Below are 25,070 nucleotides of genomic sequence, written 5' to 3' on the forward strand. Positions count from 1 at the left end.
GACCACCGCATGGACCACACAGGTTCAAATGTTTACAAGGGCATGGTGGGGCTGTACCCGATCTATGACCCGAAGAACGGCATGGACATGGGGGACGAGCGGAAGGGGCTGCGCCTACCGGGCGTCCGGAAGGACAACCCGGACGGATCCTTCGACGTGGACTACGACGTCCCGCTGGCCTTCTACGACTGCCGGCTCGACGACGGCGTGACCACCCACAAGGACATCCACGATGTGCAGGGCGAGTTCCCGGCCGCGAAGAACCCGGCGAAGCACCCGGAGTGGTGGGGCAAGACCTTCTACAAGCACTTCCCCAATCACGGGTTTGTCGGCGACATCTTCACCGTCAACGGCACGGCCAGCCCGGTGATGGAAGTGAAGCGGCGCAAGTACCGTTTCCGGTTCCTGGACGCCTCCATTGCACGGATCTACGAGTTCAAACTGATGAGCTCGACCAAGGGACCCAAGTCGTCGGCGTCGCTTGGCTACGAGGATGACGAGCTACAGGGCCAGTACCGGATCGAGGACGGCCAGCAGTGCATGCAGTTCACCCAGATTGCCTCGGACGGCGGACTCCTGCCGTTCCCGCTCAAGCGGGACTCATTTGAACTGTGGCCCGCCAAGCGCCGCGAGGTGATCGTTGATTTCACCAGGTACCAGGACGGCACGCCGACCACCAAGGGCGACGTCGTCTACCTGACCAACGTCATGAAGATGCCCAACGGGCGGATGTGGTCCAACTCGTCCCGGTTCTTCCCCGACCCGAAGTACAAAGTGCCGGTGCTCAAGTTCGTGATTGGCGATACCGCGCCGGATGACAGCCTGATCCCCACAGCGCTCCGTCCGCTTCCGCCGTTGCCGAGCAACTGGCAGAGCATGCTGGACAACCGGCTGATCTTCGAGGTGAAGCGCGGCAGCGCGGGCGGGGAGACCGAGTGGCTCATCAACGGCAAACCCTTCGACCCTGCAAGGGTGGCGACGAGCCTGAAGAACAGGGCGGGCCGTTCGCCCCTGGCCCAGCAAAAGAAGGGCAGCTTCAACCTTTGGGAGGTCCGCAATGGCGGCGGTGGCTGGGTGCACCCGTTCCACCTGCACATGGAGGAGCACCGGACCGTCATGCGCAATGGCAAGGACGTGAGCCGCACAGTAGATCCAGGACATCCCGATGACGCCTCGAAGGAAGACCTGACAGCGCTTGACCCTGGCGAGTCGGTGATCATCTACCGGGGATTCCGGGACTTCGTGGGACCGTACGTGGCGCACTGCCACAACCTGGCGCACGAGGACCACGCCATGATGTTCGGCTGGGAGATCACACCCTGAGGGCCGCATGCCGCCGGCGGCAAGCCGCTCGGCCGGGGCGCGTCGAGCAGATGGGCCCCGGGTGCCGGGGACGGATATGCGTGGTAGCCGGGGCAGCCCGTAGGCTCACCCCTTCGGGCGCATGTCGTAAATCCGGCGCAGCTTGCCGTTCGAACGCTCCAGCGAACCCGGATCCACGACGGCCACCGTGCACGAAGAACCCACATGGATCTTGATCTGCTCGCGCAGGACGCGGGCCGCAGTCGTGCTTTGCTCCGTCGTGACGTTGTCGCGGCGCTCAATCTTCACGGTCAGCTGGTCCATGCGCTGGCCCTCGGGGCGCGTCAGTTCGAGCTGGAAGTGCGGGCTGAGCTCGGGGATGCGCAGGGCGATTTCCTCGATCTGGGACGGGAACAAGTTCACGCCGCGGAGGATGATCATGTCGTCGCTGCGGCCTGTGATGCGGCCCATCCGTCGGTGTCCCGGGCGGGCAGTGCCGGGGAGCAGGCGGGTGAGGTCCTTGGTGCGGTACCGGATGATCGGCAGCGCTTCCTTGGTGAGCGAGGTGAAGACGAGTTCGCCGTGCTCGCCGTCGCCAAGTACATTCTCCTTGCCGGGCGCGGGGTTGAAGGGGTCGATGATTTCCGGACGGAAGTGGTCCTCCCAGATGTGGCTGCCGTCCTGCGTCTCCACGCATTCACCGGCCACGCCCGGGCCCATGACCTCCGAGAGCCCGTAGATGTCACAGGCCTTGATGTTCATGGCGACTTCCAGTTCGTGCCGCATCTCCTGGGTCCACGGTTCCGCACCGAGCACGGCATACTTCAGTGAGGTCGAGGTGGGGTCGATGCCCATGTGCGCCATGGCGTCCGCGATGGTGAGCAGATACGTGGGCGTGGCCAGGATGACATCCGGCTCAAAGTCCTGGATGAGCTGGATCTGGCGCTCGGTCTGCCCGCCGGACATCGGAATGACGGTGCAGCCGAGGGCTTCGGCGCCGGCATGCGCGCCGAGGCCGCCGGTGAACAGGCCGTAGCCGTAGGCATTGTGGACCTTCATGCCTGGCCGGACGCCGGAGGCGCGGAGGCAGCGGGCCACGAGCTTGGCCCAGTCGGCCAGGTCCTTCTTGGTGTAGCCGACGACGGTGGGCCGGCCGGTGGTGCCCGAGCTTGCGTGCACGCGGGCCACTTCGCTCTGCGGCACGGCGAACATGCCGAACGGGTACTCCTGGCGCAGGTCCTCCTTGGTGGTGAAGGGGAAGTTGCCGAGGTCTGACAGTTCGCGGAGGTCCGTGGGGTGGATGCCGGCGTCGTCGAACTTACGCTTGTACAGCGGCACGCGGTCGTAGGCGTACGCCACCGTGTGCTGCAGGCGGCCGAGCTGGAGCGCTTCGATCTGGTCCCGGGACATGGTCTCTTCGGGGTCGAGGACCGCGTCAGTTGCGGACACCGCGGCCGTGGAGGAAGCGGCGTTGGGTTCAGTGGCGTGGAGGGTCATGGTTAATTCCTCTTCTTGGGGATGGTGCGGCTGCGCCCGCGGAACTCGGCAATGAGCTCGCCCGGCAGTGGGGAGCCGGGATCGGCGGCGAAGATCTGGATGTCGTACAGTCCGCTGCGGCCCGCGATGGAGCGGCGGTCGGCGACGGCGGTGATCACCTGGCCTTGGAAGGCCGGCTTGAGGAAATTGATATCGACGCCGGACGCAACAGTGATGCTGTCCGCTGCGGCGCCGGCTGTGCCGGCTGTGTTGTCGGGTGTCCCAGCGGAGCTTGGGGCCGGTGTGGCAGGGTTGCAGGCCAGGGCAAAGGCGGAGTCCGCGAAGGCGAAGATCATTCCGCCGTGCGCCATGCCGAAGCCGTTGAGCATTTCCTGCCGGAGCGTCATGCGGATGGTTGCATGACCGTCGCCCAGGGCAAGGACCTCGATGCCCATCCACTCAGAGGCGTAGTCGTTTTCAAGAACCGGGTGGGTTAGCCCGGAAATGGTTGTTCCAGCCATGCGTCATTGCCTCCAGCTTTATTTACCGAATGTTCATTAGGTAATCCCATGGGGGGCCTCCGTGTCAAGAGTGCGGACCAGTCGGGAGGGCCCCGCATAGGCGATAACCACGAGTGCGGCGAGGACATGGAGCAGCGCCAGAGTCCACCAGAGCGTGAGGTAATGGGGACCTGCCAGGGCCGGCAGCACCAGCGCGCCGGACGTATTGAACGCGGCATGGAAGACCATGCAGAGCGGCACGCCTCCAGTGCCGGCTGAGTCGCCCGGCTCCGTCGTGAGACGGGTTTTGCTGGAGGACGTGCTGTTGTAGATCCAGGTCAGCAGCACGGACTGGGCGATCACCATGAGCAGAAACGGAAGAGGCGGGCGCTGCCCGGTGGGGTCGGACACGAGTTCCGGCAGATGCCAGGCCGCCCACACGGCGCCGAGGAGTAGGGCTGCGGCGAGGGCGGTGTGGTTCCGCTGCATCAGGGGAAGGGCGTAGCCGCGCCAGCCCAGCTCCTCGCAGAGGCCCACGATCACCAGAGTCGACGCGAAGGTGCCGATCAGCATGAACCAGCCCGGATTCGGCGCAAAGCCCGGGATCGGCGCGCCGCCGGCCACAGTTAGTGCTGCCGCGGCCACCACCAGCAGGCACGGCAGTCCCAGCGCCACCACGTACCAGCGCCCGGGCACTCGCCAGCCCGCCAGTCGCCGCAGGAGGCGCAGCAGGCCGTCCTTTCCCCCGGAGGCGACGGCCACCAGGACAGCCGCAAGCGCGGGTCCGAACGGGACAAGCGGGGAGCTCTCGGGATTAAGCAGGGTCAGCGGCCACGCCCCCCACGAAATGACGAAGGCCAGCACGAAGAAAAGCCTGAGCCGCCGGCGGGCCGGCCAGGAGCGCCGGCTGTTCAATGCTCGCCAGGCCTGCCCGGCAAACCGGGCCGGCCCGTGCCCGTTAGCTTGCGGGAGGTGAGCCACGACCGGCCTCCTCCGGTGGCTTCCGCACGGCCTCGGGCGGGGGCTGAAGTGTTCGTTCGCGCGGGCCTTGTGCGGGGCGCTTTCCACGGAAGCCGCGCAGCGCCGCCAGTACCCCGAGCAGGACGGCCACGGCGGCAATCTGCTGCCATTCGCCGTCGAACACGTCCAGCTTGGCCGACGCCGAGGCGTTGAAGGACGCGTGCAGCAGCCCCACTATCAGCAGGCTGCCACCCGTCCCCACGTACGCCATGCCCAGCAGGGCGCGGAAGAACGGGGCGAACAGGAACAGCACCGCCCAGTAGGCCGAGGCGTCGGCCCATGGTGTGCCCGCGAAACCCTTTTCGGCGAAGGCGAAGGGGACGTGAATGAGGGCGAAGGGGATGGCGGTGAGCAGGGCGGAGACGATCAGTCCGTGCCGCTCCATCAGCCGGCGCTGCACCACGCCAGTCCACGCCAGCTCCTCCCAGATATTGCCGAGGAAGGCCCCGGTGACCACGGTGTTCACCAGATAGCTGCCTACCAGCGGCGCCCAGCCGTCGGCGGGCTGGTGGAAGGTTCCGGTGGCCGCGGCAATCAGCGTGGTCAGCGCGGGAAGGGCAAGCAGCGCCGCCACGTACCATCCCGCACGCACCCGCCATCGGAGGGCCTGACGGAACAGGGTGCGGACGCCCGGCCTGCCGTCAGCCGCTGCAGTGACGAGGACGGCAGTGCCCAGCAGGATCAGCAGTTCCGCGAGGATTCCCGGGAGGATGTTCCCGATCAGCAGGATGGACCCTATCTGGGCGGCCCAAGAGAGCGTGATGGCGACGACCAGGAAGGCCGTCACGGGATGCCGATTGATGAGGGACGCGGGAGCAGCGCGGGAACCAGGAGAGTTCATCAGCAGTACTGTCATTCGGAATCGCCGGTTATGAAGGAGCCTCGCGGCGCTGGCCCGCCCGGGGTCCTGAATGGCGTGTGCACGCCGACGTGGCAATCAACACCATGTGGCCACCAACACCATTGTCTGCTCCCGAAAGCGCGGGAACAAGTGAAAGTATGGAAGGCAGTACGCCCCACGCAGGACCTTCCAACCAGAGGACTTGATCATGGCCAAAGGGATTTATGTCAGTGCGACCACCCCGGGTTCGGGCAAGTCGCTCATAGCGCTGGGCCTGGCGGACACGCTCCACCGGCACGCGGACCGGATTGGTTTCTTCAAGCCCGTGGTCCACGGCGACGACCCCGGCGCGGATCCCATGCTGGCGCTCATGAAGTCCCGCTTCAACCTCGACGACCAGCGCTGCCGCGGCGGCCTGACCTTCGCAGAAGTCCGCGGCCTGCTCGCCGAGGGCAAGCGCGAGGACATCGATGCCCGCTGCGTGGAGATCTTCGCCGAGATGGGCCGGCATTGCGACGTGATCATCGTGGAGGGGACGGACCTCACAGGCCACGACGCCGCCGTCGAATTCGACCTCAACGCACGCCTCGCCAACAATCTCGCTGCCCCCATGGTTGCCGTGGTGGGCGCAAAGGGGCGGAGCGCCGCGGAGGCGGCGGCCGCCGTCGACGTTGCCCGCAAGGAGTTGGCGGCGGAGAACTGCTCCCTGTTGGCCATCATGGTGAACCGCGCGGATCCGGCGGCCGTGGACGCGATCGCTGCCGCCGTAAAGCGCGGCGCGTCCGGCCGGCCGGTGTATATCTTCCCGGAGCTCGATGACATCGCCCGGCCCACCACCGGCGAAGTGGGCGCCGCCCTAGGGATCCGGCAGATCGCCGGCCGTGCGGACATGGAGCGCGACGTCAGGGACGTCAAGGTCGCCGCCATGAACGTGGGCAACTTCCTGAACGTGCTCGACGACGGCGCGCTGGTGATCGTGCCGGGGGACCGGGCGGACGTGATGGTGGCCTGCCTGGCGTCGTCGTTCTCCCCGGAATTCCCGGTGCCGTCCGGGCTGATCCTGACCGGCGGCCTGGCCCCGGATGCCAACATCTACCCCCTGCTTGCGTCGGCGCCGTTCCCGGTGTTCGCCACGACGGACGACACCTACACCACGGCCCGCCGCGTGTCCGAGGTTCGCAGCGAGATCTGGAGCGGGCACCGCCGGAAGGTGGCGTCGGCGCTGGGCCTGTGGTCCCGGCGGGTGGATGAGGCTGAGATCCTTGAACGGCTGCACCTGCCCCGGGCCGAACGCATGACCCCGCTGCGGTTCCTGCACGACCTCATCGAGCGGGCCCGGTCCCAGCGCCGCCACATCGTGCTACCGGAGGGCACGGACGTCAGAATCCTCCGCGCCGCCGAGATCCTGTACCGCCGCGACGTCTGCGACCTCACGCTGCTGGGCCGCGAAACCGACGTCAGGGAGCTCGCCGCCAGCCGGGGCATCGACCTGTCCGGCATCAACATCGTGGATCCTGCCGCCTCGGAGCTGCGCCAGGGATTCGCGGAGAAGTACGCGGAGCTGCGGGCGCACAAGGGCGTGGACCTGGCCCGGGCCCTGGAAGTCATGCTGGACGGCAGCTACTTCGGCACCATGATGGTCCAGCTCGGTGTGGTGGACGGCATGGTGTCCGGCGCCGCGCACACCACGGCCCACACCATCCGCCCGGCGCTGGAGTTCGTGAAGACCCGCGAGGGCGTGAAGATCGTATCGTCGGTGTTCCTCATGCTCATGCCGGACCGTGTGCTGGTCTACGGCGACTGCGCCGTGAACCCCGACCCCAACGAGGAACAGCTGGCGGACATCGCGCTCGCCTCGGCGGAAACCGCGGCCCAGTTCGGCGTGGAGCCCCGGGTGGCCATGCTGTCCTACTCCAGCGGCGGCTCCGGCTCGGGCGAGGCCGTGGAGAAGGTGCGGCTGGCCACCGAGCTGGTGAAGAACCGCCGGCCGGGGCTGCCCGTGGAGGGCCCCATCCAGTACGACGCCGCCGTGGACGCCTCCATCGCCGCGTCCAAGATGCCCGGCTCGTCCGTGGCCGGCCAGGCCACCGTGTTCATCTTCCCGGACCTGAACACCGGCAACAACACGTACAAGGCGGTGCAGCAGACCTCCGGGGCGGTGGCCGTCGGGCCCGTCCTGCAGGGGCTCCGCAAGCCGGTCAACGACCTGTCCCGCGGCTGCACGGTGGAGGACATCGTGAACACGGTGGCCATCACGGCGATCCAGGCCCAGACGGTGTAGCGAGGGCCGGTCAGCTGTTCTCCGGCGCGGCCAGGCTGTCGGGATCTTCCTGCTTGGCCGGCTCGTCGGCCAGTCCCTCCGGTGTAAGGTCCAGGTTCTGCGGATCCTCGGGCTGCTCGGCATGCTTGCCAACCTCCGCGGCCTTGAGGTTTCCCGTGTCGTCGAGGGCCGGGTTCCCGTCGTCGACGCCGGTGGGGTGCTTGGTGGCTGCCCCGGCCGTGCCGGTGTCTGTGGCAACAGGCTCTGTGGCGTCAGGCTCGGTGTTGTCGGGCTGAGCGGTGCCGTTCGTCATGGAAGTCCCTCTCTGCGTGGTGCTGCGGGTCCCGCCGACTCTAAGCGCCTGACGCGGCTTACGCAACGGCACGGCGCGCCGGGTGTGGCCTATTTCGCTTTGTATGGCATTGCGCTCGGAGTGGGTGTCAGCCTCTTCCGTGACGGCAACCTCTAGTTCTACCTCACCGCCGCCGTTGTCCTAGCCGGCGTCGGCCTTGCCGCTTTCCGTGAACTGCGCGCATGAGAAGGGGAGCGGATCATCCACGCCACCGGCTCAACGATCTCATCCACTCGCCGGTCGCTTTTCCATCATGGCGGCGCTGGCTGGTGCGGAGTCGTTGGATTTCAAGGATTAGCGGGACGCCATCCAGGTCAGCGACTCCGTGCTCAGCTAGCAGCTGGCGGTGCTGGAACTGGCCGGCTACGTGAAGATCAGAAAAGGCTTTGCGGGGAAAATGCCGCGCACATCAGCCGGCGTGACCATCGACGGACGCGCGGCCGAGGACGGACACCTGCAGACGCTTCGGGACATCGCGGGAGGCTAGGATCACGCCCGTCGGTCACCGGCCACGCTCGTGGGGCACACTTATAGTGGGTGCTAAGGAGCGCTTCGCCAGGCCCCGGCGTGACGCCCGACCGCTGCACCGTCAGTTGTAACCCCCGGCAGCAAGGCTTAGGAGGCCCCATGCTCGTGCTCGTCATCAACTCCGGCTCGTCCTCGCTCAAGTACCAGGTGCGCGACGTCGCCGCCGGCAGCATCCTCACCGAGGGGCTGATCGAGAGGATCGGGATGTCCAACGGCGGCCAGGGCGACGGCGAGGTGGTGGGCCCGGCGGACCACGCCGAGGCCTTGGAGCAGGTGGATGCGGCCATCCACGGGGTGCTCGGTGACCGTGCGCTGGACGCCGTGGGGCACCGCGTGGTGCACGGCGGGGAGCGGTTCGGCGAGCCGGTGCTGATCGACAACGAGATTACCCGGGCCATCGAGCGGCTCAACCCGCTGGCCCCGCTGCACAACCCCGCCAACGTGCTCGGTATCCGCGCCATCGCCAAGAAATGGCCGGACATGCCGCAGGTGGCCGTGTTCGACACCGCCTTCCACCGCAGCCTGCCCGAGCACGCCTGGCGCTACGCCGTGCCGGACGAGCTCTACACCAACCACGGCATCCGCCGCTACGGCTTCCACGGCACCTCGCACGAATACGTCACGCACCAGGCCGCCGCGCTGCTGGATGTTCCGGTGGACGAGTTCGACGGCGTGATCGCCCACCTCGGCAACGGCGCCTCGGTCACCGCGATCCGGGGCGGCAAGTCCGTGGACACGTCCATGGGTTTCACGCCCCTGGAAGGCCTCGTGATGGGCACCCGCTCGGGCGACCTGGACCCCTCCATCCTGGTGTTCTTAGCCCGCACCGGCTGGAATGCCGAGGATCTCGACTCCATGCTCAACCGCGAATCCGGGCTCAAGGGCCTGGCCGGGAACAACGACATGCGCTCGGTGGTGGAAGCCTCCGAATCCGGCGATGCCAAGGCCGCCATGGCGCTCGCGGTCACGTCCTACAGGCTGGCCAAGTACATCGGCGGCTACCACGTGGCCGTGGGCGGAGCGAAGGCCCTCGTGTTCACCGCGGGGATCGGCGAGAACTCGCACCAGTTCCGTGCCCTCGTGGGGGAGCGGCTGGGCGCGCTGGGAATCCAGCTCGACGCCGGGCTGAACAGCGAGCGGTCCAAGGAACCGCGGGTGATTTCCACCGCAGCCTCGGCCATCCCCGTGCTCGTGGTCCCCACGGACGAGGAGCGCGCGATCGCAGAGGCCACGGCCGCCGTCGTATCCGCCGGTTGAGCCCGGCGCAGTCCGCCGGCAAATGACCTACTCCGGATAGGGCGTACCCTCGAACCATGCCTGACATCCGCCTGCCCATCCTCACCGAGCGGCTGATCCTGCGCCGGTTCGAGGCTTCGGACCTGGACGCCTTCCACGCCTACCAGTCGCTGCCGGAAACCGCGCGGTTCCTGCTGCGGGAGGCCAAAACCTACACGCAATCCATGGAGACCCTTGGCCGGTACGCCAACTTCGTCTTCGAGAAGGAAGGCGACTGGATCTGCCTTGCCGTTGATTCCCAGGACGACGCCGGCCTGCTCGGCGAGGTGGTGCTCAAGTGGCTGCCGGGCGTGGGGCAGGCGGAGATCGGTTGGATCATGGCGCCGGATGCCCGTGGCAAGGGGTATGCCACCGAAGCCGCCCAGGCGTTGCTCAAACTCGGCTTCGGGGAACTCGGGTTCCACCGGATCGATGCGAAACTGGACGCGCTTAACACCGCGTCTGCGGGGATCTGCGAACGGCTGGGGATGCGGCTCGAAGCCACTCTCACAGACAACTGGCACTACAAGGGAACCTGGTCCACCGAGCTGATCTACGCCGTTCTCGAGGACGACTGGGCCGGCCGCAACGGCGAAACGACGCCTGTGGAGCAACCGATGCAAACTATGCGGGCCAGACGTCCTGCTGGGCCAGCCTCTCGGTGAATGCGGCCTCGGGCAGCGGGCGGCTGAAGTAGTAGCCCTGCCCGCTGATGCAGCCGGTGCTCCTCAGGTGCTCGGCCTGTGCCGCGTTCTCGACGCCCTCCCACACGGCTTCGAGCCCGCAGGCCCGAATGAGCTGGAGGATGGCCGCGATCAGTGCAGGCTGTGCGGGGTCGCTGCCCAGGGCGGTGAGAAGGGTCCGGTCCACCTTGACCCGGTCCACCGGCAGCCGGCGCAGGTAGCTGATGGAGGAATAGCCGGTGCCGAAGTCGTCGATCTCGAGGCCCACGCCGAGCTTGCGGAGGCTGGCCAGCGTGTAGCGGTCGAGTTCGTTGCCCTGGATGATGGCGCTCTCTGTCAGTTCCAGGACCAGCAGCCCGGGATCCAGCCCGCTAGAAGTGAGGGCGTCGCGGACGTCTTCGATGAACTCGAGGCGCTGGAGGTCGGCGGCAGAGATATTGATCCGCATGGAGAAGTCGTGCCGGCTGGTTTCGGGAGCCTTCCGCCAGCGCCGCAGCTGCTCCACCGACGCCTTGAGCACCCAGTTGCCCAGATCGGAGATCAGACCCGTTTCCGCGGCGATGGGGATGAACTCGTCCGGCATGATGAGACCGCGCGTGGGATGCTGCCAGCGGACCAGGGCCTCAACGCCCTCGATCCGGCCGGTGGCAAGTTCGATGACCGGCTGGTAGAACAGCACCAGCTGCGAGCCGGAGATGGCTGCGCGCAATTCCCCCACCAGCTGGTTCCGGAGCTGCCGGGCGTGCAGCATGGCGGGCTCGAACACCCGCAGTTTGTTGCGGCCGTCCGCTTTGGAGGCGTACATCGCGATATCGGCCTCCACCAAGAGCTGCTCGGACGTCTCTCCGCGGTCGGCAATCCGCAGGCCCAGGCTCGCCCCGCACCGGATGCTCTTGCCGTCCACGTCGATGGTTCCGTTCAGGGAATCCAGGATCCTGTTGCCCACAGACGCGGCCTGGGCGGGGGTGGTGGCGGGAAGGAGGACCGCGAATTCGTCGCCGCCCAACCGGGCCACCATGTCGCCGTCACGGACGCACGCGCGGATCCGCGACGCTACACCGGCCAGCACCTTGTCGCCCATCGAGTGGCCCAGCGAGTCATTGATACTTTTGAAGGCATCAAGGTCCAGCAGCAGCAGCGCGGGCGGCAGGCCGCCGTCGGACGCTTCCGCCTGGGCCTCGTTAACGGCGCTGACCAGCGCGGAGCGGTTGTAGAGTCCCGTCAGGGAATCGGTGAGGGCCATATGCTGGAGCTCCCGATGCGCCGCGTTGAGCATCCGGGTGCGTGATTCCACCCGTTGCTCCAGCTCCTGATAGATGATCTGGAGGTCCTCGGCGAGCAGGTTGGTGCCCATGATCACGGCATCGAGCTCGTCCCTCGCCTCGGAAATTTCAATGCGCGAATGGAGCTCTCCCGAGGCGAGGCGGACGATGCCGTCCAGGAGCTGCCCCAGCCGGGGATCGGCGTTACTAAACATCGCCGCCATTACGCCTTGTCCATGCGGGCCAACCAGTGGAGGGCTTCGTGGTCCGAGGTGAAGTACTTTGCCCGGGCAGACCCGAATTCGGCGCCGAGCAGGAAATGCCCCAGCAGCCGGTCCACCGGAGATTCGCCGACGATCGCCCAGGCAGACACTGAAGAAATGGCCGCGTAGGCCGCACGCGCGTCGCGGCTCACGGACGCAACCCCGGTTACGTGAAGGACGACGGCGACCCGCCGGTCCCCGGCAAGGTCACCGAGCTGCTCGCGCAACTGGGCGGCTGCCGTCTCGTCCAGGTCCGCACCGGAGGGCAGCACGGCCTTGACGGCCAGCTCAGGCAACACGGTGCAGACGACGCAGGCCACGGGCAGTACGTCCGCCGTGGCCGGCATCTCCGGTACTGCACCGGGAACCATGGTTGCTTCTGACACTTACCCCCCCTGAAGAAACCTCGGCTGACGTCTGATGGAAGCGAGATAATCCCGCACCATGGCGCTCCGCTCCGTTGCGGCAGCCGTATCGAACAGCGTAACCGCCTCGTCAAGGATCTGCAGGGATTCGGTGTCGTTTCCCTGGGCCATCATGGCTTTGCCCAGGACGAACGACGCCTCCGCCGCCGTCTGGGTGGCGAGGACGGGGAACTTGTCGCGGAGGGGCGCCAGGATGGTGATCGCGGAATCCATGTCGCCGGTGAGATAGTACCAGTGGGCGCGGACCAGGGACATCTCCAGCATGTCGCGCTCGCTGCCGCCCACTACTTCCGTGGCGAGTTCGGCGCGTTCGATGCAGCGGAGGGTGGCGGCGTTGCTGAGCTGGGCGTGTAGGCGCATTTCCGCGGAGCCGCGGTTGAAACGGGCCCAGAGGTCCACGTCGCGGGAGGGGGAGAGCCTTTCGGCCGCGAGGTCATGGTATTCGCTGCCCTCCGTAACCCGGTTGGTGAGGAAGGCGACGTTGCCGATCACCCAGTAGGCCTTGCCCGCAGTGTCGTCGTCCACGTGGTCGGTGAGCAGCGTCTTCAGGTCCAGGCACTCGCGCCACGCTGCGTCCAGCCGGCCGCTTTCGGCGAGGGCGGCGATGAGCGCCTGCTGGGCCTGGATGTGCAGGTACACGTTTTCAAAGTCCCCGGCCACCAGGCCGGCAGCTACGGCGGCAGCGTCGACCGCCTCCGGAAGGCGGCCCAGTCCCTGCAGCGAATGCGCCAGCAGGATGTTGGCACGGGCGCCGAGATCGGGGGCGGACGCAGCCACCGGATGCGCGGCGATTGTTGCCGCCAGTTGCTGGCATTCCTGAATGGAACCTTGGTCCCGCAGGCATTCGACCTGCAGCAGCACCATCTTCCACCAGCGGTGGTCATCGCCGGATTCGAGTGCCAGGGCCGCGGCCTGCCCGGCCTGGGCGTATCCGGCGCTGTAGTCCCGGCGCTTCCAGCTCTCGCGGGCCTCAAGCTCGGCAATCACGAAGGGCGATAAATCTCGAGACATCGGCATGCTGACAATTATCCATGGACCGCGCGTTACGCCGACCTGCGCGCCACTTCAAGTGAGCTTGTTACGCTGCGGGCGGATTCATTAAGCGAATGGTTTTGCCATAGAAAATCGTGCCTAGAAAAACCTTGCAAAAACTTGAGGAAGGAACCGTATACTTCCCCCGTAACCAGTAATGCACTTCACAAATGAAAGGATCAGCGGATGAAGAAAATTGCCGCAACACTTCTTATGACCGGCATCCTGGCAGTTGCAGGCTTCGCTGCTCCTGCCAACGCTGCACCAAAGAAGGACACCACCACCACGTCCGCGCCTTCGAAGTCAGAGGTCACCTACGCATCGATCGGCTGGTGGCCCAACTAAGGTTGGTGCATAACTCAGCGCGATATGAAACTGCCCCGGGCCTGCTGGTCCGGGGCAGTTTCTGCGTAGAACAGTGTGGCCTTTTAAGGCCCTGCGACCGGCAGGTGGACGGACACGGTGGTGCCTGCACCCAGGGAAGACGCCAGCTCCAGCGATCCGCCGTGGCGGCGCACAATGTCGTGGGCGATTGCCAGGCCCAGCCCGCTGCCCGGTACAGCGGCTGAGGAGGCGTTGGACGCCCGGTAGAAACGCGTAAACACCTGGCCGATTTCCTGTTCCGGAATTCCGACGCCGGTGTCCGTGATCCGCACTGCGGCCGACGGATTTCCGTCCCCCGGCGGGTCCAGCATGACGCTGATACTGATCCGGCCGCCGTCGGGCGTGAATTTGATGGCGTTAGCCACGATGTTCGTGAAGACCTGCTCGAGCTGCGCCTCGTCCGCCTGGATCTTCACGTCCTCGTGGGAATCGGCGCCGGTGATAACCACGTTGCGCGATTCGGCCAGCGGGCGCAGGGCGGCAACCACGATCCGCAACACCTGTCCCAGCTCCACCTGCTTGAGGTTCAGGTGCCCGGATCCGTCCTGCTGCGAGACGGTGAGCATGTCCTCGATCAGCCGCCTGAGCCGGTTGGAATTCCGCGAGATGACTTCCATCATCGACTCGATGCCAGCCGGCACCGGGCCGCCGGCGCCATCGCGAATCATGTCGAGGTAGGCGGTGATGGACGTCAGCGGGGTCCGGAGTTCGTGGTTGACGGTGGCCAGAAAGTCCGTTTTGGCTTTGTCCAGTTCCCGGAGCTGCTGCAGCACCTGGACCTGCGCACTGATCAGGTGGCCCTGGATGAGGCTGTGGGCGAGGTTTCCCGCGACGTGCTGGATGAGGGCGATCTCGGCCCTGGTCCATTCGCGAGGCGCGTCCACCTGCGCGATCCAGATGATGCCGAGCGCCGAGTCGCCGTCGCCCACGGGAACCACCACAGAGGCGCGGCCGGAGACGAGCTCGGACCAGCCGTGGAGTCCCTCTGTGAGCGGGAAGGTTGGTTCTGCCTGATGATCCGCCACCGCCAGCACATCAGCCTCGGACCAAAGGCTGGTGGCCAGGTCACGGGCCGCGTCCTCGTAGGAGCCGAGCGAATCCGGAAGCCGGGGAAACCCGGGCCTGCACCACTGGGCACTGATACGGGGCACGCGCGAATCGTGGAAGGTGGTGAACCAGACGTGGTCCGCGCCGAGGGACTCGCCGAAGCCCCGGACCAGGTGACCGGCCATCTGCTGCGGGCTGTTGGTGCCGCGGATGGCAGCGGAAACGTTTCGAAGGCTCTCGCGGAGGAACTCCGCATGCGCGCGTATCCTCCGGCGCTCGCGGGCACGGCCGATCAGCGTTTCCACCCGGTGGGTCAGTTCCTGCGCGCCGGCGCCGCGGGAGATGTAGTCGGCGATGCCCCACGGCTCCAGCCGCGCCAGGTCGAAGTCGTCTGCGAGGTCCACCAGGAGCAGCACGGGTGTGCCCTCCCAGATGAATTCACTCGCGAGCGCAGTATCAAGAAGCACGACGGCGGCATGGTTCCGTTCCAGCTCCACGGCGAGGGACCCGCCGTCGGACGCTGCATGGACGGTGAAACCGGCCGCGATGAGGACGTTGCCCGTGGCCGCCAATCGGTCCGCCTCGGGTATTGCAACCACGGCTATGCGCGGTGCGGAAAGACTCTCCGCCGGTGCCTGAACCACTTTGCCCCCTGTGTTGCGCGTCGCCAGCGTGCGGCTTCCCGTGATTTTGGACTCACATTATCAGCCCCCGGACCGCGTTGGCCGTGAACGCGTTGGCCTGTAGCTTGATACTGTCCCATCAGCCACCGCGGAGGTCTAGATTGTGAATGCCGAAGGCAGCGGCCGGAACACGCTGTTTCATCTGATCCTGGACGCCGAGGGGCTGCTGCGGCTCACGTGGGCCAGGGGTGCCAGCATCACCGAAGCGGATGCGGAGTCCGCCATGGAGGACGTCAATGCCCTCTGTGGCTCCGGCCGCCACCCGATGCTCGTGGACATGGCCACCACCGCCGAGGTCAGCCGGGGAGCGAGGACCGTGTTCGGGCGTCCGTGCCAGGCCTCGAGGATTGCACTGCTCGGATCCTCGCCCGTGGACAGGGTGATCGCCAACTTCATTCTCGGCATCAACAAGCTCCCGTGCCCCACGAGGTTCTTCACGTCCGAGCGCGACGCCCTGGCCTGGCTGAAGGTCGTATAGCCTCACCGATTGGGCCTGGGCCTGGACCTGGACCCGGGCGGCTGGACGGCCGGGCGACCGGCCCGGCGGCGGCGTGGCGCGTGGATTCAACGGGCCTGGAGCACCGAGAAGTATCCCGGGATCTGTTCGGGTTCGGCGGATGTCAGCGGTCGGGTTTCAATGACGGCGGGGCCGTCCTCCACCACGTCCCACAGTGACTCTGGAAATGCCCGCAGGCGCTGAGCGGCGCCGAAACGTCCGGGCATCGGCAGGCCGCAGATGGCATCCCTCAGCGGCGCAGGAATGAACTGCCGGGTGGCGCCAAGGTGGCTGACGTACTCGACGGCGTTGCCCCGGAAGTCCGTTTCGGCCAGGAATACGCGCCCGCGTTTCCCCAGCAGCGGGTGCAGTTGTTCAGCCAGAGCAGCCTGGTCCCGGCGCTTCAGCACGTGCAGGACGCCGCGGATGAAGACGTTCGCCTCACCGGACACTCCGGCCTCGGTCAGTGCTGCGTTCACTGAGCGCGCCGCCCCGGGAGCCGTCATGTCTGCGGTAATGAAGGAGATCCGCTCCAGTCCCTCGGATTCGGCCCGCGCCTTGGCCACGGCATTGGCGGACACATCCACGCCAAGAACATGGGGGAAGTGGGCAGCCAGCCGGCGGCTAAACGTCCCGTTGCCGCAGCCGACGTCCACGATGGGAAGGTCCGGATTCATTTGCCGCTTCAGGTGTTCCAGGTAGCCTTGCAATTCGTGGTCGTCGCCGGAGTCCCACAGCACGTCGCCCCGGGCCCCAGTGGTGCGGACCTTGCCCCAGTACTGGTCCCAGGCAGCCTGCGGATCCTTGGGCGCCGCGGACGACAGCCTCACCAGTTTGGGAATCAGCAGGTATTTTTTCAACGCCGAGAGCATCGTCCAAATATATGGTGTGCCGGGCGTATGTCTGGCGCGGCGCCCGGCGTCAGGCCTCCGTTCGTGTCCGATTTGCCGGAAATGGCCGCTTGGCTACCGGGGCAAGCGGCCATTTCCGGCAATCGGGAGGTTGGCAGGTTGAAGAAGGGCATCCACGGAGCACCCGATCGACGGAATTGCAGGGCGAATTCATGGGGCGGATTGGGCGGGAGCGCTTGTTGCCGGCACCGTGCCCGTCGGGACTGGACCCGCCGGGGCCGGGGCGGGAGCCGGAGGCGCCGTATTCGCCGGCCCCGGTGTGGCGGGTGCAGCGGACTCGGCCGGGACTGGCGCGGCCGGGTCAGCGGGCTGCGTCCCGGAACCCGCCGTCCCCGAACCCGCCGGTGCCGGTGGCGGACCCGGTGTTGATGATCCGGGCGAGGGAACCTGCGATTGCCCGCTTCCCGCCGTCGGCGACGGGCCCGGCGACGGGCTGGTGGCGGCGCCCGGTTTGGACAGGGACGCGCTGGGGTCGTTCCGGATGATGTCCATGATCTGTTCCTTGTAGGCGTCGAGCCGCGACTGGATCTCGGACAGGGGAACGTCCTGCAGGGTGCGGCCGAACTCCGCGATCTCCTGCCACAGGGCGCTGAGCCTGGTCATGCCGTCAGCGCTCAGGGGGCCGTCGAGGGTCAGGACCAGTTGGCTGGCCAAGGCATAGGTGAGGCACCGGACGCAGTTATAGTTGGCGGCCGCCGAGAGGTTTTCGGGGACAACCACGTCCGCCTGGCCCACGATCAGCACCACCTGGAAGCCAACAGCCACCGCTGCGCAATCCGTGCAACTGGCGAAGGCGTACGCCTCATTGCGCGTATCCACCGGCCCGTCTTCCGCCCACACGAGGGCGAAGGCGACGTCGTACGTCACGGAACCGTCGGCGGTGTTCACGGTCAGGGCCTGGTTGCCGTCCTCTTCCGGGGCCGCCGGCTTGTCGAACGGGAAGACCCACGACGGCGCCGGGGCCGCACCGCCGGTTGCCGCGCCGTGGTCAGGCTGGTCGGCTGGGTTCGGACCGGAAGATTGGCCCTGCCGCGGAACGAGCACCATGCTGAGCTGCGGCTTGCCGCGGGTGGGCAGTGAGGTTCCTTCAGGCCACAACGCGACCGTCCGGCCCGGCCGCCCCTCCTGAAGGGCAGCGTCTCCGCCGGAAAGCGCGGGATAGACGGCGGCTGTCGCGTCGAACAGAGTCCCGCGTTCGTACGGCTGCACCGGGCGATACGCGTCGGGCGCGGGCCACCACGCCCAGGCCAGGCCGGCCAGAACGGCAACGACGGCGGCCATGGCAGTGCCGCGCCGCAGCGGCCTTCCGCGGGTCTTTTTCCACAGCCCCACGCTGAGCTGCCGAACGAGGCGCACCAGCATGTAGCCGATGCCCAGCACGGGAAGGGCGACGACGGCAATCGCCAGGACACGCACGGCGGCGTCGGCCAAGTTGCCGCTCGAAAGGCTGCCAGTCAGCATGGCCTGCTGGTGCTGCAGGCTCGCCCACGCCGTGCCCAGCAGGCGCGGAAGGGAGGCCACCATGAGCACCGTGCTGCCCAGCAGGAGCGGGACGGTCACCAGCACCCAAGCGGTGATGACGGCCCGTGCCCAGGGCTTCAGGGCCTGCGCCTCCGGTTCAGGCTTTCGCCAGTTCCACGGCAGCAGGGCCTGCAGCGTGGGCCTGATGCGCTGGAACAGGTCCGGCACGCCTGTGGCATCGGCCAGGATGTGGTAGCCGTCGAAGCGGACCAGGGGCATCAGCTGGCGGACCATCTGCAGGATTTGTGTGAGCACCACAAGCAGCAGCGCATCGTAGCGGGTAGCCCACCAGATGCCCATGATGGCTACCGCCACGATTGCGTTGAAGTACAGTCCGCCGATGTCAGTGCGCAGCCGGCCGCCGCGTCCCAGGCGGTAGGAATCCGTGACGTCCGTGTAGAAGGCCGGCCAGACGAGGTACAGGCCCGCGCCCATGGCGCCCGGCGTCGCTCCGCCGCGGCGGGCAGCGGCCGCATGACCGAATTCGTGGAAGCCCGCGGACAGGATGGTGACGGCGAGGATGAGCAGCAGGAGTCCCGGGTTGGCGAAGGCATCGTGAGTGGCCGAGGCGAGGCCCTTGACCATGAGGACCCACCAGCAGGAGGCCAGGAAAGCCACAGCAACGGCCGCCACGATCAGCGGGTGGAAGAGGGCGGCGAACGGCGCTGTCAGCTTCCGCGTCCGCTCCGGATCGGTGACCGTATACCGGAACCGCATGCCCAAAAGGGGATCCGACTTCCGGACCTCAGGTTGGGAACCGTCGGCGAGCCGCAGCAGCCCCAGCGGCAGCAACTGGCCCTCGAGCAGCGTCCGAACGTTGTCGGCGCTGACCAGTTTCCCGAAATGGGCACTGGCATACTCCGCGATCTCCCCGGAGTCGCGCTCGCCGTCGACAGCTTCCAGCACGAGGAACAACAGACGCGTCAGCTGGATGGTTTGGCCGTCGGACCGGCGGACCAGGCACGGTGCTTCCCGATAGCCGGAGCCCTTGGCCTCGCCGATCAGCTGGATGCCGTCCGCGCGGACAGGCACTCCACGAGGACGGGTGTCGACGGCGGCCGGCGCGCCAGGCGCACCCGTAGGCCGCCTGCCCGGCCCGGGAACCGACGTCGGACTTGCTGCGGACGCAGGAGAAACCGGCGGGCCGTCCGGGTTGGACGGCCCGCCGGACAAAGTGCTCATCCGGGAACTACTGCTGGAGATCGGACTGCTGGTCCGCAGAGGCAGCTGCCGAACCGTCGATGTTCTGCGTGATGATGGCGTCCTGCTGCGACACGGCGGTGGCGTCGCTGTCGATGGACCCGATGTTGGCTGCCACCGCGGCATCGATTGGGGCGGCCACGTTGGCGTTGGCAGCCACGGCTCCGTTGATGGGAGCGGCAATGTCGGCATCGGCTGCGAGGTCCACGTTGACGTTCAGCAGGTCGCCGTCCAATGCCGACGAGGGATCCGCAGGAAGGGCGCCGACATCCGGAACGGTGCCGTCCGGAACGGTGCCGTCCGGAACGGTGCCAGCCGGGACCGCGCCGTCGAGAACTTCGCCGCCGTCAACCGCGTTCGGGCCGGTGGTTGCGGAGTCGCCCCCATCGAGTGTTTCGGAGCCGGTGCTGTCAGGAGTCCCGCCGTCGACACTCTCGGGGCCCTGGCCGATGGTGCTGTCCTGGACGGAGTCGGCCGTGGCGTCGGCAGTGATTCCCTGGTCGATGATGACCCCCTGGTCGGCAAGAGCCTGAGACTCGGAGCCGAACGAGAGGATGTTCGCGGATGCCGCGGCGTCAATCGGGGCGGCGACGTTGGCGTTGGCGGCCACCGCGAGGTCGATCGGCGCGGCCGCGTTGATGCCCAGATCAAGGTCGGCGTTGAGGTCTAACACGGACGCGACTTCCTTGTCCGGCAGGGCCGTTCCCGCCTGGGCCAGGAGTTCGTCATCGGAAAGCGGCGTCATTCCCTGTTCGTTGCTCACGCTATGCTCCAGTTCCGGCACCGGGTTCCCTGCCCCCAGCGGACAGGTGCACCGAAGATGTGCCCGTATGCGAGTCAATAGTAAGCATGATGATCAATTTTCGGCAGCTGACGTCCACCGGGAAGCGTCGGTCCGGATCCATGAAGCCGTAAAGGTGCCCTCCTGGAATACTGGCACGATGATCACCGAGCACGCACTCCTGCCCGTGACGCCCGGCCGGGAGCAGGACTTCGAAGTTGCCTTCGGCCGGGCGCGCGGGATCATTTCCTCCGTGCCCGGATTCCGGAGCCTGCGGCTGTCACGGTCAATGGAATCCCCGAGCACGTACCTGTTGCTCGTCCAGTGGGACCGCCTGGAAGACCACACGGTCGGCTTCCGGGAGTCAGCCCAATACCAGGAGTGGAAGCAGCTCCTGCATCGCTTCTACCAGCCGTTCCCCGCCGTGGAACACTTCCAGGAAGTGTTTGCGGACTAACGGGGGACGTGGGACCCCGCGGCCTAGCCGGCCACCCGGGAGCCCCGGGGACCTCGCAACTCGATGGTTACTCCGTGAGGGGTTATTTGAGCCCTGCGCCCGGCAGTAACTCCTTGGCTCCGAGGGAGTCGGCGATGAAGGCGTAGTCCCAGGCCCGTTCGCGCCACTGCACGTACCGGCCGGAGGCGCCGCCGTGGCCGCCGTCCATCTCGATCTTCATGACGATCGGCTCTGTGCCGGTGGTCTTGCTGCGCAGCTCCTGCACCCACTTGGCGGGCTCGACGTAGAGTACGCGGGTGTCGTTGAAGGACGTCACGGCGGCGATCTTGGGGTAGGCGGCCGCACGCACGTTCTCGTACGGAGTGTAGGACTTCATGTACTGGTACACCTCGGGGTCGGTGATGGGGTTGCCCCATTCCTCCCACTCGAGTGCAGAAAGCGGCAGCTCGGGGTCCAGGATGGTGTTCAGCGCGTCCACGAACGGCACTTCCGCCACCACGGCCGCATACTTCTCCGGGGCAAGGTTGGCCACGGCGCCCATGAGCAGGCCGCCCGCGGATCCGCCCAGCGCCGCGATCCTGTCCGGTGCTGCCCAGCCCGATGTAGCCAGCCAGTCCGTGGCCGCGATGAAGTCTGTGAAGGTGTTTTTCTTGGTGAGCTTCTTGCCGTTCTCGTACCAGTGCCGGCCCAGCTCGCCGCCGCCGCGGATATGCGCAATCACGAAAACAACGCCGCGGTCCAGCAGTGACAGCCGGGCAATGGCGAAGCCCGGATCCATGCTCAACTCGTACGAGCCGTAGCCGTACACCAGGCCGGCCGCAGTGGAGTCCCGTGCAACCGACGTGTGCCGCAGCACCGAGAGGGGAATCCTGGTGCCGTCGGCCGCCTCTGCCCACTCGCGCGTGGCCACGTAGTCGGACCCGTCATAGCCGCCGAGCACCGGGCTTTCCTTGCGCAGCAGCAGCTCACCCGCGGGCCGCTCCGGGGTGGGCAGCACGAAATCGTAAACTCGTGACGGTGTGAAGTAGGACGTGTAGCCCAGCCGGATCACGGGGGCCTCGTAGTCGGAGCCGCCCACGCCTGCCGTGTAGAGCTCCTCGTCGAACGCCGGTTCCACAGGGGCTTCCTGGCCGGGCGTTCCCAGACCGGCCAGGGGAATCACCTGGACGCGCTCGATGGTGTCCTTCCGGATTGAAACAACCAGGTGCGTGGAGGTGACGCCCGCACCGTTGACCCGGACCTCGTCGGAATGCTCGACGACGGTGGTCCATCGCTGCTCGGCCAGCGGCTTCGCGAATTCGGCCGGGTCCACGAGCGAAACCATCGAGTTCACGGCGTTGCGGTTGTGGGTGATGACGACGCGCTCCCCGCCGTCGAGCAGGAACGGTTCTGCCTCGTAGAGGACACGTTCGTCGCGGGAGATCACGGTGGTGAGGGCGGCTTCGGGATCGTCAAAGCGCAAAAGGCGCGTTTCGCTGTACTCCGAGCAGCCGATGCCCAGCACGAGGTGACGCCTGTCGGACGAGAGCTCAAAGCCCAGCCACATGGCGACGTCGTCCTCCTGGTAAACCACCTCGTCGTCGGTGACCGGCGTGCCCAGGACGTGGGCCTTGACCTGGTACGGGCGCCAGGAATCATCCACGACCGTATAGAAGATCCGGGTGCCGTCGGGGGAGAAGGAGACGCCGTAGAAGACATTCTCGATGACGTCCGGAAGCAGCTCACCGGTGCGGAGGTCCTTGATGCGCAGGGTGAAGCGCTCGTCGCCGGAGTTGTCCACGGCGTAGGCGTACAAATGACCGTCCACGGTGACAGCGGAGCCTCCCACGGAGAAGAAGGGCTTGCCTTCGGCCTCCACGTTGCAGTCAAGCAGGACTTCTTCGCCGGGAATTTCGACGCCGGCCTCCACTGCCGGGGGAGTCCAGTCGGCCACGCGGTTGCCGGTGTCCTGGGCGCGGACGCGGCACTGGATGCCGTACTCCTTGCCTTCGACCGAACGGCTGAAGTACCACCAGGCATCCTTGCGGTTGGGGACGGACAAGTCTGTCTCCTGGGTGCGGCCCTTGATCTCCTGGAAGATGGCATCCCGCAGCGGCTCCTGGTGGGCGGTGACGGCTTCCTGGTAGGCGTTTTCGGCCTTCAAGTGGGCCACGACCTCGTCGGATTCCTTCTCCCGGAGCCACTCGTAGTTGTCCACGAAGGTGTCGCCGTGGTGGGTGCGCTCTGTCGGCACTTTCTTGGCGACCGGCGGCGCCGGGGAGGCGGCGGCGGAGTCTGCGGAGTGCTGCAGTGGAGTCTGGGTCATTCCTTCAATATATAGATCCGCACTGACATTTTGGCGGCCGTTCGCTACCGGGGGAGAGGGCCGTGGTGGCTAACATGTTTTGGCACCTGACAGCGATGCCCCTGCCCACGCATACGAGGTATTCGGAGAGCTTGGCTTCCCTACGGCGTCAGGCGGGGATGGATGAGTGGGATGGTTCCGGGTTCCGTCCGCGCCCCATTGAGCGGACGGAACCCGAACCAGGGTTACGTGTTCGTGCCGTCGCGCTGAGTGGCGCTGAACACCAACTTCACGGTTGCCGACTTGTTGCCCGGGAAGCCTGCGGACTTGCTTTGTCCGATGAGCCTTACTTTCATGCAAAACCCTTTAGAACCTGCAGGGATTCCATCAAGATTGGCTCAAGATAGCGTCAGGCGCAGGGCGTTGGGGATATTTGTGACGGCGCCAGCATGGAATAGGCCCACCGAGTACGCTGTCTTCGCCGCGGGCCCCGGGCGTATCCTGAAGTCGCGTCCGCAAACCGGAACCAATCCAGCAGCCGAGGGGCAGCCATGACCATTCCGCCAGTGCACGAGCCCGAGCCGTTCCCGCCGGAACCGGGCCCCGATCCGATGTCGCCGCACCCGAACGGCCCTGATCCCTCCGGCCCCACGCCGCCGAGTCCGTTCCCGGTGCCGGAGCCGCCTGGACCGCTTCCTGTGCCGGACCCCGGGCCGGCCCCGCTGCGTCCGGACCCCACCCGAGACTAAGCTGCCCGCCGATACAACGCACCGGCCGGTTGCGCTTGCCGGTCGTCCGCGGGTTGAGCCTGCTGAGAATCGGCTTTCGACGGGCGAAACCAGCGGCCTTGATTGCTGTCGGCTCAGTCACCCGTAAACCGGTCTTCCCGCAACATTCAGACTTTTCCTGTTACCTGCATCACATTTGGGTTAGGGTTGTCTTCGGTCGCAGCGTCGCGGCCGTGCATGAGGGGAGATGTTCGTTGAACCATAAGCTCAAGGTCCTGGTCCGGCTGGATCTGGAATGCGGCGAAGCTCAGGTTGCCGCCCAAGGAAATGTAACCGCCCGAAGCATTCAAGCTCTGTACGTCGTCATGAAGCGTGCCAACCACCTCAAGCAGGGACTTCAGCTTGTTGTGGACGTCAGCCACGCGCGTGTTGAACCCTCCGCACTGGAGGAGCTCCGTGAATGCTCCAAGACCCACCACTTGCCACGCTCGATCGACCCGCTGCAGTCCGAGTGCAACCTCCGCGTTCTGGCACCGGCCGACGGCGGTTCGGGAACCGCCGCTTCGACGGCACCGCTGGCGGTGGCTGCCTAGTACTGGCGGCTGCTTAAACATCACCTGCTGCCCGGCATCGCCGCAGATTTCCTATCGTCGCCGCATTCGGCGAGTAGGAAATTTTACGCGGGCGAACCGCCGTCGACGTCAGCTGTTCAGCCAGCCGCCAGCCAACAAGGCACCAACTCAGCCGCCAGCAGGCCGCAAATCACTTGTCGGGATCGGGGTTCCGCACGTCGCGGGACCCGATGTCCGCTGCCCCGAGCACCTCAGCCACGGGAGCGTGCGTCGTATCGTGTTCGCGTATCCGAATCTCAGGGTGGTGCAGGTCCAGTGCCGGACGCTCCGAGCGGATGCGCGGCAGGGACGTGAAGTTGTGCCGCGGTGGCGGGCAGGACGTGGCCCACTCCAGTGATGCGCCGAAGCCCCACGGGTCATCGACCATGACTTTTTCGGTGCTGCGGGCGGTGATGTAGACGTTCCAGAAGAACGGGATCAGCGACGCACCGAGCAGATACGAACCGACCGTCGAGAACTGGTTCATCCATGTGAAGTTGTCCTGTGGCATGTAGTCGGCGTAGCGGCGGGGCATGCCTTCCACGCCGAGCCAGTGCTGGATCAGGAACGTGCCGTGGAAGCCGAGGAACAGCATCCAAAAGTGGATCTTGCCGAGCCGTTCGTTGAGCATCTTCCCTGTCCACTTCGGCCACCAGAAGTAGAAGCCGGCGAACATCGCGAACACCACGGTGCCGAACACCACGTAGTGGAAGTGCGCCACCACAAAGTAGGAGTCCGAGACGTGGAA

The 25,070-nt window shown here is 66.5% G+C and carries 23 protein-coding genes; 9 read left to right on the plus strand and 14 right to left on the minus strand.

Going from position 1 to position 25,070, the window contains the following annotated elements; translation table 11 throughout:
- The coding region (locus tag AC1DD3_RS21070) for a multicopper oxidase family protein (RefSeq protein ID WP_476882450.1) at positions 1-1,323 on the plus strand (1,323 nt) is incomplete at its 5' end.
- A 105-nt stretch (positions 1,324-1,428) separates the two neighbouring features.
- On the opposite strand, the gene paaK is transcribed toward AC1DD3_RS21070, so the two are convergent.
- From paaK to AC1DD3_RS21090, 4 genes are read right to left on the minus strand one after another with little or no spacing between them, the layout of a single operon-like run.
- Positions 1,429-2,799 carry a phenylacetate--CoA ligase PaaK gene (gene paaK, locus AC1DD3_RS21075; protein ID WP_230119475.1) on the minus strand — a complete coding sequence of 457 codons (1,371 nt, stop codon included), beginning with the start codon at positions 2,797-2,799 and terminating at the stop codon, positions 1,429-1,431.
- Positions 2,800-2,801: 2 nt separating this feature from the next.
- On the minus strand, positions 2,802-3,299 hold the full coding sequence (locus tag AC1DD3_RS21080) for a hotdog fold thioesterase (RefSeq protein WP_476882451.1): 498 nt from the start codon (positions 3,297-3,299) through the stop codon (positions 2,802-2,804).
- Between the two features lie 36 nt (positions 3,300-3,335).
- Entirely contained in the window at positions 3,336-4,259 is a 924-nt protein-coding gene (locus AC1DD3_RS21085) for a CPBP family glutamic-type intramembrane protease (RefSeq protein WP_476882452.1), read from the minus strand.
- Entirely contained in the window at positions 4,237-5,139 is a 903-nt protein-coding gene (locus AC1DD3_RS21090) for a lysostaphin resistance A-like protein (protein WP_476882453.1), read from the minus strand. The genes AC1DD3_RS21085 and AC1DD3_RS21090 overlap by 23 nt, the downstream gene beginning before the upstream one ends.
- A gap of 208 nt (positions 5,140-5,347) precedes the next feature.
- On the opposite strand from AC1DD3_RS21090, the gene pta reads away from it, so the two are divergent.
- Positions 5,348-7,420 (plus strand): phosphate acetyltransferase, encoded by a 2,073-nt coding sequence (pta, locus tag AC1DD3_RS21095; RefSeq protein ID WP_476882454.1) that lies wholly within the window; start codon positions 5,348-5,350, stop codon positions 7,418-7,420.
- Positions 7,421-7,430: 10 nt separating this feature from the next.
- On the opposite strand, the gene AC1DD3_RS21100 is transcribed toward pta, so the two are convergent.
- The gene (locus tag AC1DD3_RS21100) at positions 7,431-7,712 is read right to left on the minus strand and encodes a hypothetical protein (RefSeq protein ID WP_476882455.1); all 282 of its coding nucleotides are present in this window, start codon (positions 7,710-7,712) and stop codon (positions 7,431-7,433) included.
- 436 nt (positions 7,713-8,148) lie between these two features.
- Between AC1DD3_RS21100 and AC1DD3_RS21105 the strand changes: the two genes are divergently transcribed.
- From AC1DD3_RS21105 to AC1DD3_RS21115, 3 genes are all read left to right on the plus strand, one after another.
- On the plus strand, positions 8,149-8,238 hold the full coding sequence (locus AC1DD3_RS21105) for a hypothetical protein (RefSeq protein WP_476882456.1): 90 nt from the start codon (positions 8,149-8,151) through the stop codon (positions 8,236-8,238).
- Between the two features lie 140 nt (positions 8,239-8,378).
- Complete coding sequence (locus AC1DD3_RS21110) at positions 8,379-9,536, plus strand: acetate kinase (RefSeq protein ID WP_230119469.1); 1,158 nt, start codon at positions 8,379-8,381, stop codon at positions 9,534-9,536.
- A gap of 56 nt (positions 9,537-9,592) precedes the next feature.
- Positions 9,593-10,219: a GNAT family N-acetyltransferase gene (locus tag AC1DD3_RS21115; RefSeq protein WP_476882457.1), complete on the plus strand. Its 627-nt coding sequence runs from the start codon at positions 9,593-9,595 to the stop codon at positions 10,217-10,219.
- Here the strand turns inward: AC1DD3_RS21115 and AC1DD3_RS21120 are convergent.
- The 3 genes from AC1DD3_RS21120 to AC1DD3_RS21130 are packed head-to-tail and all read right to left on the minus strand — an operon-like array spanning position 10,179 to position 13,204.
- Positions 10,179-11,714, minus strand: coding sequence for a putative bifunctional diguanylate cyclase/phosphodiesterase (locus tag AC1DD3_RS21120; protein ID WP_476882458.1), 1,536 nt, complete (start codon positions 11,712-11,714; stop codon positions 10,179-10,181). The genes AC1DD3_RS21115 and AC1DD3_RS21120 overlap by 41 nt on opposite strands.
- An 8-nt stretch (positions 11,715-11,722) precedes the next feature.
- A complete protein-coding gene (locus AC1DD3_RS21125) occupies positions 11,723-12,148 on the minus strand; it encodes a DUF7793 family protein (protein ID WP_230119466.1) in 426 nt (141 codons plus the stop codon).
- Positions 12,149-13,204, minus strand: a complete 1,056-nt coding sequence (locus AC1DD3_RS21130) for a tetratricopeptide repeat protein (RefSeq protein WP_476882459.1) — start codon at positions 13,202-13,204, stop codon at positions 12,149-12,151. It abuts the gene before it with no gap.
- Positions 13,205-13,405: 201 nt separating this feature from the next.
- On the opposite strand from AC1DD3_RS21130, the gene AC1DD3_RS21135 reads away from it, so the two are divergent.
- Positions 13,406-13,564 (plus strand): hypothetical protein, encoded by a 159-nt coding sequence (locus AC1DD3_RS21135; protein WP_230119464.1) that lies wholly within the window; start codon positions 13,406-13,408, stop codon positions 13,562-13,564.
- A gap of 83 nt (positions 13,565-13,647) precedes the next feature.
- Here the strand turns inward: AC1DD3_RS21135 and AC1DD3_RS21140 are convergent, their stop codons facing one another.
- Positions 13,648-15,294: a sensor histidine kinase gene (locus AC1DD3_RS21140; RefSeq protein WP_476882460.1), complete on the minus strand. Its 1,647-nt coding sequence runs from the start codon at positions 15,292-15,294 to the stop codon at positions 13,648-13,650.
- A 142-nt stretch (positions 15,295-15,436) separates the two neighbouring features.
- Here AC1DD3_RS21140 and AC1DD3_RS21145 point away from each other — a divergent pair, with 142 nt between their 5' ends.
- Positions 15,437-15,811 carry a DUF7793 family protein gene (locus tag AC1DD3_RS21145; protein ID WP_230119462.1) on the plus strand — a complete coding sequence of 125 codons (375 nt, stop codon included), beginning with the start codon at positions 15,437-15,439 and terminating at the stop codon, positions 15,809-15,811.
- A gap of 86 nt (positions 15,812-15,897) precedes the next feature.
- Here AC1DD3_RS21145 and AC1DD3_RS21150 read toward each other — a convergent pair whose 3' ends face one another.
- The 3 genes from AC1DD3_RS21150 to AC1DD3_RS21160 all read right to left on the minus strand — a co-directional run bounded on the left by AC1DD3_RS21150 (position 15,898) and on the right by AC1DD3_RS21160 (position 20,206).
- On the minus strand, positions 15,898-16,701 hold the full coding sequence (locus tag AC1DD3_RS21150) for a class I SAM-dependent methyltransferase (RefSeq protein ID WP_230119461.1): 804 nt from the start codon (positions 16,699-16,701) through the stop codon (positions 15,898-15,900).
- Between the two features lie 189 nt (positions 16,702-16,890).
- Entirely contained in the window at positions 16,891-19,443 is a 2,553-nt protein-coding gene (locus tag AC1DD3_RS21155; RefSeq protein WP_476882461.1) for a hypothetical protein, read from the minus strand.
- Between the two features lie 7 nt (positions 19,444-19,450).
- Complete coding sequence (locus AC1DD3_RS21160; protein ID WP_476882465.1) at positions 19,451-20,206, minus strand: peptidoglycan-binding protein; 756 nt, start codon at positions 20,204-20,206, stop codon at positions 19,451-19,453.
- Between the two features lie 196 nt (positions 20,207-20,402).
- Here AC1DD3_RS21160 and AC1DD3_RS21165 point away from each other — a divergent pair, with 196 nt between their 5' ends.
- Positions 20,403-20,699, plus strand: coding sequence for an antibiotic biosynthesis monooxygenase family protein (locus tag AC1DD3_RS21165; protein ID WP_476882462.1), 297 nt, complete (start codon positions 20,403-20,405; stop codon positions 20,697-20,699).
- Positions 20,700-20,781: 82 nt separating this feature from the next.
- Here the strand turns inward: AC1DD3_RS21165 and AC1DD3_RS21170 are convergent, their stop codons facing one another.
- Positions 20,782-23,004, minus strand: a complete 2,223-nt coding sequence (locus AC1DD3_RS21170) for a S9 family peptidase (protein ID WP_230119458.1) — start codon at positions 23,002-23,004, stop codon at positions 20,782-20,784.
- Positions 23,005-23,965: 961 nt separating this feature from the next.
- Between AC1DD3_RS21170 and AC1DD3_RS21175 the strand changes: the two genes are divergently transcribed.
- Positions 23,966-24,304 carry a hypothetical protein gene (locus AC1DD3_RS21175; RefSeq protein WP_476882463.1) on the plus strand — a complete coding sequence of 113 codons (339 nt, stop codon included), beginning with the start codon at positions 23,966-23,968 and terminating at the stop codon, positions 24,302-24,304.
- A 169-nt stretch (positions 24,305-24,473) separates the two neighbouring features.
- Here the strand turns inward: AC1DD3_RS21175 and AC1DD3_RS21180 are convergent.
- A partial coding sequence (locus AC1DD3_RS21180) for a cbb3-type cytochrome c oxidase subunit I (RefSeq protein WP_476882464.1) occupies positions 24,474-25,070 on the minus strand: 597 nt, incomplete at its 5' end.

The organism is Arthrobacter sp. 05T444, from assembly GCF_056395905.1.